The organism is Olleya sp. HaHaR_3_96 (assembly GCF_019278545.1).
Taxonomy (GTDB): Bacteria; Bacteroidota; Bacteroidia; order Flavobacteriales; family Flavobacteriaceae; genus Olleya.
Window position 1 is genome coordinate 3,839,503 of record NZ_CP058987.1, and the last position, 17,661, is coordinate 3,857,163.

At 34.1% G+C, this 17,661-nt stretch carries 13 protein-coding genes; 8 read left to right on the forward strand and 5 right to left on the reverse strand.

The features are described from left to right. Positions 1-111: 111 nt before the first annotated feature. From H0I26_RS16930 to H0I26_RS16950, 5 genes are all read right to left on the reverse strand, one after another. Positions 112-1,557, reverse strand: coding sequence for a CotH kinase family protein (locus H0I26_RS16930; RefSeq protein WP_218700112.1), 1,446 nt, complete (start codon positions 1,555-1,557; stop codon positions 112-114). Between the two features lie 32 nt (positions 1,558-1,589). Then, positions 1,590-1,874, reverse strand: a complete 285-nt coding sequence (locus H0I26_RS16935; RefSeq protein ID WP_218700113.1) for an EF-hand domain-containing protein — start codon at positions 1,872-1,874, stop codon at positions 1,590-1,592. A 136-nt stretch (positions 1,875-2,010) separates the two neighbouring features. Next, positions 2,011-2,472 (reverse strand): Spy/CpxP family protein refolding chaperone, encoded by a 462-nt coding sequence (locus H0I26_RS16940; RefSeq protein ID WP_218700114.1) that lies wholly within the window; start codon positions 2,470-2,472, stop codon positions 2,011-2,013. A gap of 2 nt (positions 2,473-2,474) precedes the next feature. Beyond that, positions 2,475-2,789, reverse strand: coding sequence for a hypothetical protein (locus H0I26_RS16945; RefSeq protein ID WP_218700115.1), 315 nt, complete (start codon positions 2,787-2,789; stop codon positions 2,475-2,477). Positions 2,790-2,830: 41 nt separating this feature from the next. Beyond that, a complete protein-coding gene (locus H0I26_RS16950) occupies positions 2,831-3,409 on the reverse strand; it encodes an RNA polymerase sigma factor (protein ID WP_101019643.1) in 579 nt (192 codons plus the stop codon). A gap of 166 nt (positions 3,410-3,575) precedes the next feature. Between H0I26_RS16950 and H0I26_RS16955 the strand changes: the two genes are divergently transcribed. The 8 genes from H0I26_RS16955 to H0I26_RS16990 all read left to right on the forward strand — a co-directional run bounded on the left by H0I26_RS16955 (position 3,576) and on the right by H0I26_RS16990 (position 17,657). Then, entirely contained in the window at positions 3,576-4,787 is a 1,212-nt protein-coding gene (locus tag H0I26_RS16955) for an RsmB/NOP family class I SAM-dependent RNA methyltransferase (RefSeq protein WP_101019646.1), read from the forward strand. Between the two features lie 21 nt (positions 4,788-4,808). Then, positions 4,809-6,650 carry an endonuclease gene (locus tag H0I26_RS16960; protein ID WP_218700116.1) on the forward strand — a complete coding sequence of 614 codons (1,842 nt, stop codon included), beginning with the start codon at positions 4,809-4,811 and terminating at the stop codon, positions 6,648-6,650. Positions 6,651-6,813: 163 nt separating this feature from the next. Continuing rightward, positions 6,814-10,512 (forward strand): phosphoribosylformylglycinamidine synthase, encoded by a 3,699-nt coding sequence (gene purL / locus H0I26_RS16965; protein ID WP_218700117.1) that lies wholly within the window; start codon positions 6,814-6,816, stop codon positions 10,510-10,512. A gap of 70 nt (positions 10,513-10,582) precedes the next feature. Next, positions 10,583-11,389 (forward strand): DUF6597 domain-containing transcriptional factor, encoded by an 807-nt coding sequence (locus H0I26_RS16970; RefSeq protein ID WP_218700118.1) that lies wholly within the window; start codon positions 10,583-10,585, stop codon positions 11,387-11,389. 263 nt (positions 11,390-11,652) lie between these two features. Continuing rightward, positions 11,653-13,422: an AMP-dependent synthetase/ligase gene (locus H0I26_RS16975; protein ID WP_218700119.1), complete on the forward strand. Its 1,770-nt coding sequence runs from the start codon at positions 11,653-11,655 to the stop codon at positions 13,420-13,422. 173 nt (positions 13,423-13,595) lie between these two features. After that, entirely contained in the window at positions 13,596-14,045 is a 450-nt protein-coding gene (locus tag H0I26_RS16980; RefSeq protein ID WP_218700120.1) for a MarR family winged helix-turn-helix transcriptional regulator, read from the forward strand. A 7-nt stretch (positions 14,046-14,052) separates the two neighbouring features. Continuing rightward, positions 14,053-16,461, forward strand: a complete 2,409-nt coding sequence (locus H0I26_RS16985) for a 3-hydroxyacyl-CoA dehydrogenase NAD-binding domain-containing protein (protein WP_218700121.1) — start codon at positions 14,053-14,055, stop codon at positions 16,459-16,461. 5 nt (positions 16,462-16,466) lie between these two features. Beyond that, complete coding sequence (locus tag H0I26_RS16990) at positions 16,467-17,657, forward strand: acetyl-CoA C-acyltransferase (RefSeq protein WP_101203173.1); 1,191 nt, start codon at positions 16,467-16,469, stop codon at positions 17,655-17,657. The last annotated feature ends 4 nt before the right edge of the window (positions 17,658-17,661 follow it).

Below are 17,661 nucleotides of genomic sequence, written 5' to 3' on the forward strand. Positions count from 1 at the left end.
TACTTATGTTTTAAAAGTTCAAAATTCATCCTATTTAAAGAGAAAAGGCCTCATGAGTTTTACCTCATGAAGCCTTTAACTACCAATCAACCAAAACTTATCATTTTATATTTAATCTAAATAATCACTCACTGCTGCAGCACGCGTTGTAACGTGTGTATTCAACTCGTTAACTGCATTTTGAAAGTCTGAACTATTTTCTAAAAAGCTATATCCTGAAACTTCCGATGTTGCATAAGGCTCAATTAAAGCTGCATAAGTTGCATATTGAGATTGCATTGTGCTGACACTAAAAGCATCATCCACCACTTCTTGTACATATGTATCATATTGTGTTTTATATACTACATCTTGATACAAATAGCCTATTAATGGCCATTCTGAACTATTTAATCCAGAAAAGTCTAATGGTAACGAACCTCCCATTTTTCCTAACTCTAAGGCTTCATTATTATCCCAAGGAATCCATGTTAATTTACTCGTATCAGGATTATTATATAAAAAATAATTATGTGTCATTCTACCATACGTATCCCAATTTTGAACCACTGTATTTACTGCTAAGTATTTTAAAAACACATCCGTATCTAATACAGCATCAAGGTTTGTTCTCCAAGTCTCAGGATCCGATGTTCTAGATCCATCATTTACGATAGCTAACAAACTAGCCACATCATTAAAATCACCTTCATCTTCGTTTGTTTTTTTAACGTATTCACTTTCATTATAAGATCCTAATGCAAAACTAGCGGCATCACCATCTGGCTTGTATAAATTACCATCGTCATCAGAAAACTGTGTATCTAAAACCGTATCATCCACTTCTTCTACCATAGTGTACACTCCAAAATACTGTGGTCCATCTCCATGATCCACATACACTGTATAAAATGCGGTATGTGATGCTACTAACCCTGCATTTCTGAAAACATCTGTAGCTACTTTTTCGCGTAACATAGACTTGTCATCAAAATTATTTTTAAGACTTAATTTTTTAAAGCCATAAAAACGTTGGTTATCTATTTGTGGATAATCATCTTCAAACTCGTCAAAATCTAATTTAAGAGATAGTTTCAAAATCCCATTTTGCCAACTCGTTTGCAAGCTAGAATTCCCTTTAAATCTAACACCTACGCGATACCATTCTTTACCATTATAAAATACTTCTGCAGGCACAAAAATTGGATCTTCATCAGTTTCGGTTAAGCCGCCACCTCCGCCTCCAGGACCTCCAGCGCCAGCTCCAAATGTTCCATAAAGATTTGTCATATCATCCAACATACTTTGCCAGCGTGTCTCTGTAACAACAATATCCAATCGCTTAACTGCATTATCTTCAAAAACTTCATCAAAATTGGGATCCGCATCTTTACTATGCGTTTCTGCTGTCCAATCTGGAGTTTCAAAATCTGAATCGTCAGTATCTACAACCACTTCACCTTCTTCTGTTGTTGTTACGACATCATCATCGTTATTACAAGAACTAAAGGTTACTAATGTTATACTAAATACTACTGCGACTACTAATAGATTTAATTTGCTTTTTATGTATTTCATATTGTCTTTGGTTTAATGGTTATAATAAAAAATTAGTTACGTTGCCTTCTTTCTGGTTTTGGCGCTTTTTTAAATTCGGCTTCAGATATAAACCCATCTTCATCCGTATCTATCGTGTCAAAATTATCTTTTAAAGGTCCCTTGATTTCTGATTTAGATAATTTACCATCCTCGTCCTTATCCATTTCTTCTAATAACTGGCTAAATGTTGGCGGTTCTTTTTTCTGTCTATCATTAGATTGTGCGTTAACACTATTTACACTTAAAACTGTTACTCCAAAAACTAAAACGGCTGCACTGAATATGTTCTTTTTCATATCTAAATAATTTATTTGTTATGGTATTTAGATGTCTAGTTTTAAAATAACTTGTGCTTAGTTATGTTAAACAAAACACAAAAAAAAGACCTTCATTTTACTGAAGGTCTTTTAATAATTATTTTAATGTTGCACTTTATTCTGGTCTTTCTGGATGTTCTGGACCAGGCATACCAAATCGTCGTGCTTTTTTTATAATACTTTTAAACTGCTCTTTTTGAGTATCATCGCACAACTGATAAATACCTCTTAGTCTTTTAAACAATTCATTCTCCCTTAAAATAACTTTACCCGCTATAGATGTCGTTAAATTATTTATTTCCTGTTGATTTACAGAGGCAGCGGTGATATTATTAAACAGTTGATCTTTTAATGATCTAATTTCATCTCCTACTGAGCGCATTACCGCATGATGCTTAGTTTCTAAGCTTTTAAACTGTTCTAACTGTGTGTCATTAAACTTTAATTCTGTAGCAATAAAATTACCCGACTCCTTTGGTCCATTCTGACCAGGACGTCCTATATAATTGAATAGAAAAAAACCATTCATTATAATTAAAACAATTAATAAGAGATATAAAACTGTATTTTTTTTCATGATTATAAATTGATTAATGAGCCGTCCGTATCTGAGTTTAACCCGTAATCTGAGGCAAAACTAGAAATAGCTTCATTATATTTTGTACTTTTTATTTGTTGTATTGCATATACATTTAACACAACTACGCAAACCAATGTTGCTAACTGTAATTGTGGCGTAAACCAACTCCATGTCTTAGACACGACTTCTTTTTGTGTAAATAAGCGTTGCATTGTTTTGTCTTTAAAAAAAGGAGAGACAGTAACGGCATTGATATTTTCAGAAGCATTAAGAGTCTGATCTATTTTATCTTGCATGTTTGTATTTGTTTTCATAATTCTTAGTTTTAGATGTTTTATTTTCAAAAAACTTGCGTCTAATTATGGTTTTTATAAAATTCTTTTAAAATAATTTGTAAATTCTTTTTAGCTCTAAACAATAAAGACTCGATAGAACCGATACTCTTTTTTGTTATTTCACTTATTTCTTTATAGCTTTTATCATCAATTTTATTTAATGTAAAAACAATACGCTGTGCTTTTGGCAGTTTATTAATGGCTAAAAACAGTGTTTCACTAGTTTCTTTTTGCTCCATGACTAATCCAGGATGATTAATCTCTGTAAAATAGCTGGCTTTATCTAAGTTATAATCGTTTCCTGATAGCGATTGTAAAAAGGCAAAACGCTTCTTAGCTTTTCCTTTCCTGATAAACTCTAAACATTTATTGGTTGCTATTCTATAAATCCAAGTAGACAATTTAGACTGTCCTTTAAATTTATTTATAGAATTAAAAACCTCCACAAACACCTCCTGCGCAATGTCTTCTGCATCCTGTTTATTGGGCACAAACGACAAGCACGTCCCAAACACCTTTTGTTGGAAATCGTCCAAGAGCTTACCATAGGCAGCACTGGTTTGGTTTTTAAGTTGTTCTATAAATTCAGTTTCGGTCAAAAAAAGTAATTATTGTGTTAACAATATTTAGATGCATTAGTTAAAAAAAACTTGCGTTTATTTTTAAAATATTTTTTTCAAAAGGTAAAACTATATATCTTAATACAAAAAAGCATCAAAAATTAGTGTTATTTAAGTAACTTTGCACGTTATTAAATACAAAAAAATGCGCTTACACAAAAATTTATGCTTTGCAACAGTTGATGGTTTATTATTAATCTTTAACGAAGGTCATTATGCTGATAAAGTTGTACAACAATTACTTAAACGTGACAAACGTTGGGGAAGTCGTGACAGAGGTTTTGTTGCCGAAACGACTTACGATATAGTACGTTGGAAACGTCTTTATGCAGAAATTGCTGAAGTAAAAGAACCATTTAACAGAGACGAAATCTGGCGTATGTTTGCGGTTTGGGCTACTTTAAAAGGAATTACCCTTCCAGATTGGAAGTATTTTGAAAATACACCAACAAGAAAAATTAAAGGTCGTTTTGACGAGTTATCTAAAACTAGAAAGATTAAAGAATCTTTTCCAGATTGGATGGATGCGTTAGCCGAAAAAGAATTAGGTGATAAAGTTTGGTCTAAAGAGGCTACTGCTTTAAACCAACAAGCTGATGTTGTTTTAAGAGTGAATACCCTTAAAACGACTAAAGAGAAATTAAAAGAAGAATTATTCGATTTAGATATTGAAACTGAAGAAGTACCAAAGCATGTTAATGCTTTAAAACTTGTTGAGCGTGCCAATGTATTTACAACGGACATGTTTCAAAAAGGACATTTTGAAGTTCAAGATGGATCGTCTCAGTTAGTTGCTGAATATTTAGAGGTAGAACCTGGAATGCGTGTTGTGGACACTTGTGCTGGTGCTGGAGGTAAAACACTACACCTTGCATCCATAATGGAAAATAAAGGTCAAATTATAGCTTTAGATATCTACGCTAATAAATTAAAAGAACTAAAACGTCGTGCAAAAAGAGCTGGCGCGCATAATATCGAGCCAAGACATATTGACTCTACAAAGGTTATCAAAAAATTATACGATCAAGCGGATCGTGTATTAATTGATGCGCCCTGTTCTGGATTAGGTGTTTTAAGACGTAACCCTGATGCGAAATGGAAAATGCAACCTGAATTTATCGAAAAAATCAAGGAAACACAAGCCGAAATTTTAAATAGCTACTCTAGAATGGTTAAATCTGGAGGAAAACTAGTGTATGCGACATGCTCTATCTTACCTTCTGAAAACCAAGAACAAGTCGCTAAATTCTTAGCTTCAGAAAACGGAAAAGAATTTTCTTTAGTAAAAGATAAGAAAATTTTATCGCATCAATCTGGCTTCGATGGTTTTTATATGGCTTTATTAGAAAGAAAATAATTATAATTAAACACAACTACTATGAAACACTTTTACTTACTTTTTTCATTTTTAATCTCTGCATTAAGTTATGCACAACTAGCACCTCCGACTGAGCTTCAAGCGTATTACAGTGGCGTTGACTTTACAAAAACACAACTAGATTTATTTGATGATTTAGCGGTAAAAACAGCTATAAAACATACAAACGGTTTAAGTTATACTCCTGGAATTTGGGAGGCTAGTAAAGTAACTGATGAGGATTTAGACAACACTAATAACGTCCGTTTATTTTACGGATATAGTGATACAGACGGTAATTATATTACTGATAGAACAAGAAGTAAAACTTTAAACGGTGGTAGCACAGGTACTGACTGGAATAGAGAACACGTTTTTCCAAACTCGTTAGCAAATCCTAGTTTAAACAGTTCGGGTACTTCTGGACCTCCATATGCTGATGGACACAACTTAAGACCGTCTGATGTGCAAATGAACTCTAATCGTGGAAACAAAAAGTTTGCTGCGGGATCTGGTAATGCTGGAAACACAGGTAGCAGCTCTAGTTTATGGTATGCAGGAGATGAGTATAAAGGTGATGCTGCCAGAATAATTATGTATATGTACACTAGATATGGTACACAATGTCTGCCTTCTTTCGCTGTTTCAGGAACAACTAATAGTATTGACCCTAACATGGTTGATTTATTATTAGAATGGAATGCTGAAGATCCTGTGTCTTTAATTGAAGATAACAGAAACACTTACCATAGTGATTTATCTAATACATATGCACAAGGTAACCGTAACCCTTTTATTGATAATCCTTATTTAGCAACTGTTATTTGGGGAGGTACCCCTGCAGAAAACAGATGGGGAGCACAACCACCAGCAGATACAGAAGCGCCAACAGCTCCTACAGGATTAGTTGCAAGTAATCCAACGGAAGATACTGTTGATTTAACTTGGACGGCTTCTACAGATAATACTGCTGTCGTAACTTACATTATATACGTAGATGGTGTTTTATATACTTCTACAAACGGAACAGCAACGACATTTACAGTTACAGGATTAGATCCAGAAACAACCTATGCTTTTACAGTTTTAGCTAAGGATGCAGCTAATAACTCTTCAGCACAAAGTACTTCAGATTCTGCAACAACATTAGCAGGCACACCTGCAGGAACAAGTTGTGTTACCCCTGTAGAACAAGATTTTACTTTAATGCCAGACAATAGTAACTCATATTCATCAAGAATATGGACCGATAGCTACGGAGAATGGAATGCTACTAGAGCTAGAACAGACCAAATGATAGATGGTTCTAGAGCAATAGTACTTGACATGAGAACTAACAGTGCAGGTAGCTTAACCTCTCCACTTATCGCAGGAGGTATTGCAGATCTTACATTAACAACACAGCAAGTATTTTCAGGATCAGGAGGTACACTTAGTATTTACGTGAATGGTGTTTTAAAAGGAGACGTCACTTATGACTCTACTGTACAAACAACCACTATTTCGGATATTGACACTGAAGGAAACATTACCGTAGTTATTCAAGATGACAATACTTCTAATGGTGCAAGAGTAGCTATTGATAATTTATTTTGGACATGTTATTCGACATTAAGCACTCGTAAATTTGAGTTAAATCAAGTAAAAATATATCCAAATCCCTTAAACGGAACACTTTTAAATATTGAAGTAAAAGAAGCTACTGCTTTTAAGATCTTTGATCTTTTAGGTAAAAAAATATTAACTGGTAACGTTACACCAACTAACAAAGAAGTAAATGTATCGCATCTTAGTAAAGGTGTTTACATCATGAAATTAGATTCTGATAATGGAACGATCACAAAAAAAATAATTAAAAATTAATTTTTTAATTTCTGAAAAAAAGCGATTCATTTCTGAGTCGCTTTTTTTTTGTTCAAAACCTAGTGAATAACTCTTAAATTAAGCCACAATTATTAGCTACAATTACCACTAAAAAAACTAAATTTGTTTCTTTATAAAAAACAACACTCAAACTAAAAATATAATGATTCATTTCTTCGGAAACCAAAACAGTAAAGTATTTGCTGTTCAAGCAACAAAAGAATTATCAACTCAAACCATCTCAAAGTTGATATGGTTGTTTGGCGACCAGCCAAAAATAGAACAAGCATCTCTGGATGCTTTTTTTGTTGGTCCCAGAGCTGCTATGATTACACCTTGGAGTACTAATGCTGTAGAAATCACCCAAAATATGGGTATTGAAGACATCATCAGAATTGAAGAATTTGAAACTTCTAATCAAGAATTCGACGCCTTTGATCCCATGATCTCTGAAAAGTATAATGGATTAAATCAAGAGTCCTTTACTATAGACATTAAACCTGAACCAATTTTAAATATTGAAGATATCGCAGCATATAACCAGCAGGAAGGTTTAGCTTTAAATGACGAAGAAATAGACTACTTAGAAGGTGTCGCTAAAAAAATTGGTCGACCATTAACGGATTCTGAAGTTTTTGGATTTTCTCAGGTCAACTCAGAACATTGTCGTCATAAAATATTTAACGGTACTTTTATTATTGATGGTGAAGAAAAACCAACGTCGCTTTTTAAGTTAATTAAAGAAACATCAAAACAATATCCTGACAATATAGTCTCAGCATATAAAGATAATGTTGCTTTTATAAAAGGTCCAAAAGTCGAGCAGTTTGCACCTACACGTGCCGATATCCCTGATTTTTACACCAAAAAAGATTACGACTCTGTTATTTCGCTTAAAGCGGAAACACATAACTTCCCAACCACTGTAGAACCTTTTAACGGTGCTGCAACGGGTTCTGGAGGAGAAATCAGAGATAGACTTGCTGGAGGAAAGGGTTCTTTACCGTTAGCCGGAACCGCTGTTTACATGACGTCTTATTCTAGACTAGAAGATAATAGACCTTGGGAACAAGGTATGAATGCTCGTCCTTGGTTATACCAAACACCAATGGATATCTTAATAAAAGCAAGTAATGGTGCTTCAGATTTTGGAAATAAATTTGGACAACCTTTAATTTGTGGTTCTGTATTAACTTTTGAACATGACGAAAATAAAGATGCCACTCTGAGCGCAGCCGAAGGGTCGCAACGTAAATTAGGTTACGATAAAGTAATCATGCAAGCTGGAGGTATTGGTTACGGTAAAGCCGACCAAGCACTAAAAGATACGCCTAAAAAAGGCGACAAAATAGTAATTTTAGGAGGAGAAAACTATCGTATTGGTATGGGTGGTGCTGCAGTATCATCTGCAGATACAGGAGAACTTGCATCAGGTATAGAACTTAATGCCGTACAACGTTCTAACCCAGAAATGCAAAAGCGTGCCGCTAATGCAGTTCGTGGAATGGTCGAAAGTGAAGAAAACTTTATAGTATCTATACATGATCACGGTGCTGGTGGACACTTAAATTGTCTATCAGAATTAGTAGAGGATACCGGAGGAACTATAGACTTAGATGCTTTACCTGTCGGTGATCCGACATTATCTGCTAAAGAAATTATTGGTAACGAATCTCAAGAACGAATGGGCCTAGTTATTGCTGAAGAACATTTAGACTATTTAAACCGTATTGCAGATCGTGAGCGTTCTCCAATGTATACTGTTGGTGAAGTTACCGAAAACCATAGATTTACATTTCAATCTAAAACCAAAGGCGATAAACCTATGGATTTAGCCTTAGAAGATATGTTTGGAAGTTCTCCAAAAACAATACTAACAGATACTACCATTGATAGAAATTATGGTGATATATCTTATAATACAACTGATTTTAACACCTATTTAGGCCAAGTACTACAATTAGAAGCTGTGGCCTGTAAAGATTGGTTAACAAACAAAGTAGACCGTTGTGTTGGTGGTAAAGTAGCCAAACAACAATGTGTTGGACCGTTACAAATCCCATTAAATAATCTAGGTGTAATGGCCTTAGATTACAATGGTAAAGAAGGTATTGCAACGTCTATTGGCCACTCTCCTATTTCTGGATTAATTAATCCAATTGCAGGAAGTAGAAATAGTATTACAGAAGCTTTAACTAATATAATGTGGGCCCCTTTAGAAGAAGGCTTACAAAGTGTATCTCTATCTGCAAACTGGATGTGGCCTTGTAAAAACGAGGGAGAAGATGCACGTTTATATGAAGCTGTTAAAGCTATATCGGAATATGCTATAGATTTAGGAATCAATGTTCCAACTGGAAAGGATTCATTGTCTATGAAACAAAAATATCCTAATGAAGATGTTATATCTCCAGGAACAGTAATTATTTCTGCAGCAGCACATTGTAACAATATTAAAAATGTAATTGAACCTGTTTTTAAAACTAACGGAGGTGACATTTATTACATAAACATATCTCAAGACGACTTTAAATTAGGTGGTAGTAGTTTTGCTCAAATACTTAATAAAATAGGAAACAGTGCTCCTAATACTAAGGATGCTAAATATGTAAAAACAGTATTTAATACAATACAACAGCTAATAAAAGACAACCAAATTAGTGCTGGTCATGATGTGGCGTCTGGTGGGTTAATCACTACTTTATTAGAATTATGCTTTGCTGATACTAATCTTGGGGCGACATTAGATATTACTGCTTTAAATGAAAAAGATTCTTGCAAAGTATTATTTGCTGAAAATTCAGGGATTGTTTTTCAATCTAAAGATGATTCGATAGAAAACGTACTTTCTAATGCAAATATCACATTCTATAACATTGGAAAAGTAACTACTAGTGATACTTTAAATATTACAAACGGAACAGAAAAATTATCTCTGACTATCTCTAAATTAAGAGATACATGGTACAAAACCTCTTTCTTATTAGATCAAAAGCAAACAGCAAATGGTTTAGCACAAGCACGTTTTGATAATTTCAAAAACCAACCATTACATTATAAATTCCCTGAACATTTTACAGGAAAATTACCAAATATAGATTCTACAAAATCAAAACCTAAAGCTGCAATTTTACGTGAAAAAGGAAGTAATTCTGAACGCGAAATGGCAAACGCTATGTATTTAGCAGGTTTTGATGTTAAAGATGTACACATGACTGATTTAATTTCTGGTCGGGAAACATTGGAAGACATTCAGTTTTTAGGTGCTGTAGGAGGATTTTCTAATAGTGACGTTTTAGGATCAGCAAAAGGTTGGGCTGGAGCCATAAAATATAACGAAAACGCTAATAAAGTAATTAACAACTTCTTTAAAAGAGAAGACACACTTTCTGTAGGTATTTGCAATGGTTGTCAATTATTTATGGAATTAGAACTAATTAACCCGGAGCATGATGTACATGGCAAAATGCTACATAACGCTTCAAAAAAGCACGAAAGCGCTTTCACTTCGGTAACCGTTCAAGATAATAACTCTGTTATGCTTTCTTCTTTAAAAGACACTACTTTAGGCGTTTGGATAAGTCACGGAGAAGGTAAATTTAATTTACCTAAATCAGAACAAGACTACAATATAGTTGCAAAATATGGCTATGATAGCTACCCATCAAATCCAAATGGATCAGACTTTAATACCGCTATGTTATGTGATAAAACAGGACGCCATTTAGTCATGATGCCACATATTGAACGCTCTACATTCCAATGGAATTGGGCTAATTATCCTGAAAATAGAATAGACGAAGTCTCCCCTTGGATAGAAGCTTTTGTAAATGCTAGACAATGGATAGAGAATAAAAAGTAAAATTATACACCATAAACGTTAATATTTTTCTTACGTTTATGGTGTAATAATTTAGAACATAAAGCTCTTAATGAATTTTAGATATATTGAATGTACTAGCACTAACCAGTTAGTACAAAATTTTTATGAACTTAATGTTGGAGACAAAAGAATCCCATTGAGTTCAAAGATATTACCTACTGCGCAATCGCATATTTTATTTATCGACACAGCGTCTGATTTAGAAACTAACTTCAAAAATGCCACCTTTAAAAACAAAGGCGTGGTCATTTTAGGGCAGTCCTATAAATCATATGCACTAAAGGCTGATGAGCCTTTTTTTGCTTTTGGAATCAACTTTCATCCAACTGCACTATATAAAATTTTAGAAACAGATATTTCCAAATTAACAGATAAACATATTAATCTTTCACAGATTAATAATAAATTATTTGAACTTTTAGAACCTATTTTTAAGGAAAATATTAAAGGTGAAACGTTAGCAGAAAGGATAGAAATACAACTTTCTAAACTAGATCTTTACGAAAGTAAAAACACAATACTTGTGGATGACGTTATAAAAGTAATCTACGATAAGGAAGGTAAAATTAATGTTGAAGAACTACTCAAACTCTTTCCTATATCACAAAAAAATTTAGAAATTCAGTTTAAAAAAATCGTTGGACTTACCCCTATAAAATTTATCAAACTATATAAATTTTTAAGTTTAATGAAACAATATGAATCTAAAAAATCAACTATAGCAAGGCTAGTTGACTATTATGACTATTACGACCTATCACATTTCTCGAAAGACTTTAAGTTATTTATGAATCAAAAACCATCGGATTACTTTAAATCTGATAACGAATTATTGAATAATTACTTAAAAGTTTAATATTTACGATTATTTACAATTCATTTTAACAGATTTTACATAATTTAGCTAAGGATTTATGTGTTTTATTTAATTTAAATGAAAGTTAAGGGATTCATTTAGATAATAGTTAGTTATTAAATAAAAATCAACAAAGCATTTATTCACGCTATCAATCAGTTAGCTTCGGAGCTGTTTAATTACAGCTCCTTTTTTTTACTTATGTTTGAATTGGGCTTAAAATTTCATACTTTGCAATACTTATTAACTTCGCAAACTAACAAATGATAGAAATAACTAGACTCTTCGATTTTCCGTACTATCAACTTGAGAAATACAATCTTCAAAATTCTTTATCAACAAAACATGATGGTAAGTGGGTATCTATTTCTACAAAAGAATACCTAGAAAAGGCCAATACCATTAGTAGAGGTCTACTAAAACTAGGTGTTGCTAAAAACGATAAAATTGCAGTAATATCATCCACTAACCGTACAGAATGGAATATAATGGATATTGGTATATTACAACTAGGTGCCCAAAATGTACCAGTATATCCAACCATATCTCAAGAAGACTATGCGTACGTACTTAATCACGCTGGAGCAAAATATTGTTTTATTTCATGCCAAGAAGTCTATGAAAAAGTAAAAAAAATTAAAGACCAAGTGCCTTCTTTACAGGAAGTTTACTGTTTTGACCAAGTAGAAGGTTGCAAAAATTGGAATGAAGTTTTAGCCCTAGGTAAAGACGAATCCAGTCAAAACGAAGTTGAAACTTTAAAAAATAACGTTAAAGCAAGTGACTTAGCGACCTTAATATACACATCAGGAACTACTGGAAGGCCAAAAGGAGTAATGCTATCACATGACAACCTTGTAAGTAATGCGCTAGAAAGTTTTAAAAGAATACCAATTGAACTAGGAAGTTCTAGAGCTCTAAGTTTCTTACCATTATGTCACGTGTATGAGCGTATGCTAATCTATTTATATCAATATTGCGGTGCATCTATACACTACGCCCCTATCGATCAAATAAGCGAATACGCGCAAGAAATTAAACCCCAAGTTATGACTGCCGTACCAAGACTTTTAGAAAAAGTGTACGACAAGATTATTGCTAAAGGTGCTGCCTTAACCGGAATAAAGAAAAAATTATTCTTTTGGGCTGTGGACGTAGGACTGGAATATAAACCCTATGGAGAAAATGGATGGTGGTATACACAAAAATTAAATCTTGCTAACAAATTAATTTTCAGCAAATGGAAAGCTGCTCTTGGTGGAGAAGTCGCTGTAATGGCCTCTGGTAGCGCAGCGTTACAACCTAGATTAGCACGTGTTTTTAATGCTGCCGGTTTTGGAGTTATGGAAGGCTATGGTTTGACAGAAACCTCTCCAGTTGTGTCTGTAAACGATATGCGTAATGGCGGATTCAAAATTGGTACTGTAGGAAAACTATTAGATCGTACAGAAGTTAAAATTGCTGAAGATGGAGAAATCTGTGTAAAAGGACCACAAGTTATGATGGGGTATTACAAAGATGACGCTAAGACTGCTGAAGTTATCAAAGATGGCTATTTTCATACTGGCGACATTGGAGTTATTGATAATGAAGGGTTTTTAAAAATAACAGATCGTAAGAAAGAAATGTTCAAAACCTCTGGTGGTAAATATGTTGCGCCTCAATTATTAGAAAACAGATGTAAACAATCTAGATTTATTGATCAAATAATGGTGGTCGGTGAAGGCGAAAAAATGCCTGCTGCCCTAGTACAACCTGATTTCGATTTTCTTAGAGAATGGGCGAAAATCCATAATAAGTCTCTGGGTACTAATGAAGAATTAGTAACTAACCCTGAAGTGATCGCTCGTTTTCAAGAAGAAGTCGATGCTGCAAACGAAAATTTTGCAAAATGGGAAAAAATAAAACAGTTTAGACTTACTGCTGAGGCTTGGACAGTTGAAGGAGGTCACTTAACACCTACTTTAAAACTTAAACGTAAAATAATAAAAGAAAAATATAAAGCATTATATAATGATATTTATGGTTATTAATAATTCAATACCACTAAAAATAGTGGTTATATATTAACTAAAAATATTTTCTATTTCAAAAAAAGCTATCTAAATTTAGGTAGCTTTTTTTATGCACAAATTCTAAATTTACTATGCGTGCATAATAAATTTTTACTATCTTTGGAATATAACTAAATAATTGAGTTTTCAATATGAAGGACAAAACCATAGATTATGTACTTAGAACCACATGGTTAGCAGTCAATAAAATGTACAATGAAGAAGCTGCTAAATTTGGGACTACGATGGCTACTGGTTTCACTTTATTAAGTATTGACCAAGAGGAAGGGACGCCTTCTACCTCATTAGGTCCAATAATGGGTATGGAAGCAACCAGTTTGTCTCGTATCTTAAAACGAATGGAAGAGTTAAATTTAATAGTCCGTAAACCAAATCCAAATGATGGACGTGGTGTACTTATCTATTTAACAGAGTTTGGTAAACAAAAACGTAAAGATGCAAAGGAACGCGTGTTGGTTTTTAATGAAGCTATAAAAAAACATGTTTCTGATGACAAGTTAAAACACTTTTACGAAGTTTCTGACACGATCAACGAATTGATTTCGAATAAAAAAATATACAACCAAAAAGAACACATTTAAAAATAATATGAGCAAACGTAGAATTAAAAAGGTTGCGATTATAGGTTCCGGTATTATGGGATCTGGTATCGCGTGTCACTTCGCCAATATTGGTGTAGATGTATTACTATTAGACATTGTTCCTAGAGAACTAAACGACAAAGAAAAAGCTAAAGGATTTACTTTAGAAGACAAAGTCGTAAGAAACAGATTAGTAAACGATGCTTTAACGGCATCTTTAAAATCTAAACCATCGCCAATTTACAGCCAAGCTTTTGCTAGTCGTATCACTACAGGTAACTTAGAGGACGACATTGCTAAAGTTGCTGATGTAGACTGGATTATGGAAGTTGTAGTCGAAAGGCTAGACATCAAAAAAATGGTGTTTGAAAACTTAGAAAAATACAGAACTCCAGGAACGTTAATTACGTCTAACACCTCTGGAATCCCTATTAAATTCATGAACGAAGGTCGTAGTGAAGATTTCCAGAAGCATTTCTGCGGAACGCACTTCTTTAACCCTGCACGTTACCTAAAATTATTTGAAATAATACCTGGACCAAATACTGACCCTTCAGTTTTAGAATTTTTAAATGAATATGGCGAAAAATTCTTAGGAAAAACATCTGTTGTTGCTAAAGACACACCTGCTTTTATCGGAAATAGAGTTGGTATTTTCAGTATCCAAAGTTTATTTCACGCCGTTAAAGATTTAGATTTAACTATCGAAGAAGTAGATAAATTATCAGGACCAGTAATTGGTCGTCCAAAATCGGCAACCTTCCGTACGGTTGATGTTGTAGGTTTAGATACTTTGGTTCATGTGGCCAACGGAATTAGAGAAAACTGTCCTAATGACGAACGTTTAGAGTTATTTGAATTACCAGATTTCATCAACACGATGATGGAAAACAAATGGTTAGGAAGTAAAACTGGACAAGGTTTTTACAAAAAAACGGTGTCTGCTGAAGGTAAAAAAGAAATTTTATCTCTTGACTTAAACACTTTAGAATACCGTACTGCTAAACGTGCAAAATTTGCAACTTTAGAATTAACGAAAACGATTGATAAAGTTGTTGACCGTTTTAAAGTATTAGTAAAAGGAAAAGATAAAGCAGGTGAGTTTTACAGAAAAAGCTTTACTGCATTATTTGCTTACGTATCTAATCGTATTCCTGAAATTTCAGACGAACTTTATAAGATTGATGATGCCATGAAAGCTGGTTTTGGTTGGGAACACGGACCTTTCCAAATATGGGATGCTATTGGAGTAGAAAAAGGAATTGAATTAATGAAAGCGGAAGGTTTAGAACCTGCTGCTTGGGTTAACGATATGGTTGCTTCTGGTAACACGTCTTTTTATTCTGTAAAAGAAGGCGCTTCTTTCTTTTATGATATCGCGTCTAAAAAACAAACTAAAATACCTGGTCAAGACAGTTTCATTATCCTTGATAATATTAGAAAAACAAACGAAGTGTTTAAAAACTCTGGTGTTGTTATCGAAGATATCGGAGACGGAATCCTTAACCTAGAATTCCAATCTAAAATGAACACTATTGGTGGAGACGTTTTAGCTGGATTAAATAAAGCTATTGATTTAGCCGAAAAAGATTTTGCTGGTTTAGTCGTTGGTAACCAAGCTGCAAATTTCTCTGTTGGTGCAAATATCGGAATGATTTTTATGATGGCTGCAGAGCAAGAATATGATGAGCTTAACATGGCTATTAAATACTTCCAAGATACAATGATGCGTATGCGTTATTCTTCTATCCCAACTATCTCTGCTCCTCACGGAATGGCTTTAGGTGGTGGATGTGAATTATCATTACACGCAGATAAAGTAGTTGCAGCAGCAGAAACTTACATGGGACTTGTAGAGTTTGGTGTTGGTGTTATTCCTGGTGGTGGAGGTTCTAAAGAAATGGCTTTAAGAGCGCAAGACCTTTTCCATAAAGGTGATGTACAATTAAACGTTTTACAAGAGCATTTCTTAACTATTGGTATGGCAAAAGTATCGACTTCTGCTTATGAAGCATTCGACTTAAACCTATTACAAAAAGGTAAAGATGTTGTTGTTGTAAACAAAGACCGTCAAATAGCAGTTGCAAAACAACACGCTATGTTAATGGCTAATTCTGGTTACACACAACCCGTAAAAAGAGATGACGTTTTAGTACTTGGTAAACAAGCATTAGGAATGTTTATGGTCGGGACAGACTCTATGGAAGACTCTAACTACATTTCTGAACACGATATGAAAATCGCTAATAAGTTAGCTTACGTAATGGCTGGTGGAGATTTATCTGAACCAACACGCGTAACAGAACAATATTTATTGGATTTAGAGCGTGAAGCTTTCTTAAGTTTATGTACAGAACGTAAAACTTTAGAACGTATTCAGCACATGTTAACAAAAGGTAAACCTTTAAGAAACTAAGAAAAATGAAAACAGCATATATAGTAAAAGCATATAGAACCGCAGTTGGTAAAGCTCCAAAAGGCGTGTTCCGTTTTAAAAGAACAGATGAATTGGCAGCCGAAACCATCAAGTATATGATGAAGGAATTGCCAGGTTTAGATCCAAAGCGTATTGACGATGTTATTGTTGGTAATGCAATGCCAGAAGGTTCTCAAGGTTTAAATATGGCACGTTTAATCTCTTTAATGGGATTAGATATTGTGGATGTTCCTGGTGTAACTGTAAACCGTTTTTGCTCTTCTGGAGTAGAAACTATTGGTATGGCAACTGCAAAAATACAAGCTGGAATGGCAGATTGTATTATTGCTGGTGGTGCGGAAAGTATGAGTAGCGTACCAATGACTGGTTTTAAACCAGAATTAAACTACGATATCGTAAAATCTGGTCATGAAGATTATTATTGGGGAATGGGAAATACTGCAGAAGCTGTTGCAAAACAGTTTAAAGTATCTCGTGAAGACCAAGATGAATTTGCATTCAATTCGCATATGAAAGCCTTAAGAGCGCAAGCTGAAAATCGTTTTCAAGATCAAATAGTACCAATTGAAGTGGAACAAACTTACATTGATGCAAACGGAAAGAAAGCGACTAAATCTTACACAGTAACTAAAGATGAAGGACCTCGTGCAGGAACTAGTAAAGAAGCTTTAGCTAAACTTAGAGCAGTATTTGCTGCTGGAGGAAGTGTTACCGCTGGTAACTCGTCACAAATGAGTGATGGTGCTGCTTTTGTAATGGTTATGAGTGAAGACATGGTTAAGGAGTTAGGTTTAGAACCTATTGCAAGAATGGTAAACTATGCTGCAGCAGGTGTTGAGCCTCGTATCATGGGTATTGGACCAGTGAAAGCTATTCCAAAAGCATTAAAACAAGCAGGATTAAAACAAGACGATTTATCTTTAATTGAGTTAAATGAAGCTTTTGCTTCTCAATCTTTAGCAGTAATTAGAGAGTTAGGTCTTAACCCAGATATTATTAACGTAAATGGTGGTGCCATTGCATTAGGTCATCCATTAGGATGTACAGGTGCAAAATTATCTGTACAACTTTTTGACGAAATGCGTAAGCGTGACATGCAAGGCAAATATGGTGCAGTGACTATGTGTGTTGGAACAGGTCAAGGGGCTTGCGGAATATTCGAATTCCTTAATTAATACA

What these genes read in the sequence shown, in the direction of transcription:
- H0I26_RS16945 (WP_218700115.1), bottom strand. Translation starts at nt 2,789, where the DNA reads ATGAAAACAAATACAAACATGCAAGATAAAATAGATCAGACTCTTAAT.
- H0I26_RS16930 (WP_218700112.1), bottom strand. Translation starts at nt 1,557, where the DNA reads ATGAAATACATAAAAAGCAAATTAAATCTATTAGTAGTCGCAGTAGTA.
- H0I26_RS16960 (WP_218700116.1), top strand. Translation starts at nt 4,809, where the DNA reads ATGAAACACTTTTACTTACTTTTTTCATTTTTAATCTCTGCATTAAGT.
- H0I26_RS16935 (WP_218700113.1), bottom strand. Translation starts at nt 1,874, where the DNA reads ATGAAAAAGAACATATTCAGTGCAGCCGTTTTAGTTTTTGGAGTAACA.
- purL (WP_218700117.1), top strand. Translation starts at nt 6,814, where the DNA reads ATGATTCATTTCTTCGGAAACCAAAACAGTAAAGTATTTGCTGTTCAA.
- H0I26_RS16955 (WP_101019646.1), top strand. Translation starts at nt 3,576, where the DNA reads ATGCGCTTACACAAAAATTTATGCTTTGCAACAGTTGATGGTTTATTA.
- H0I26_RS16990 (WP_101203173.1), top strand. Translation starts at nt 16,467, where the DNA reads ATGAAAACAGCATATATAGTAAAAGCATATAGAACCGCAGTTGGTAAA.
- H0I26_RS16980 (WP_218700120.1), top strand. Translation starts at nt 13,596, where the DNA reads ATGAAGGACAAAACCATAGATTATGTACTTAGAACCACATGGTTAGCA.
- H0I26_RS16975 (WP_218700119.1), top strand. Translation starts at nt 11,653, where the DNA reads ATGATAGAAATAACTAGACTCTTCGATTTTCCGTACTATCAACTTGAG.
- H0I26_RS16940 (WP_218700114.1), bottom strand. Translation starts at nt 2,472, where the DNA reads ATGAAAAAAAATACAGTTTTATATCTCTTATTAATTGTTTTAATTATA.
- H0I26_RS16970 (WP_218700118.1), top strand. Translation starts at nt 10,583, where the DNA reads ATGAATTTTAGATATATTGAATGTACTAGCACTAACCAGTTAGTACAA.
- H0I26_RS16985 (WP_218700121.1), top strand. Translation starts at nt 14,053, where the DNA reads ATGAGCAAACGTAGAATTAAAAAGGTTGCGATTATAGGTTCCGGTATT.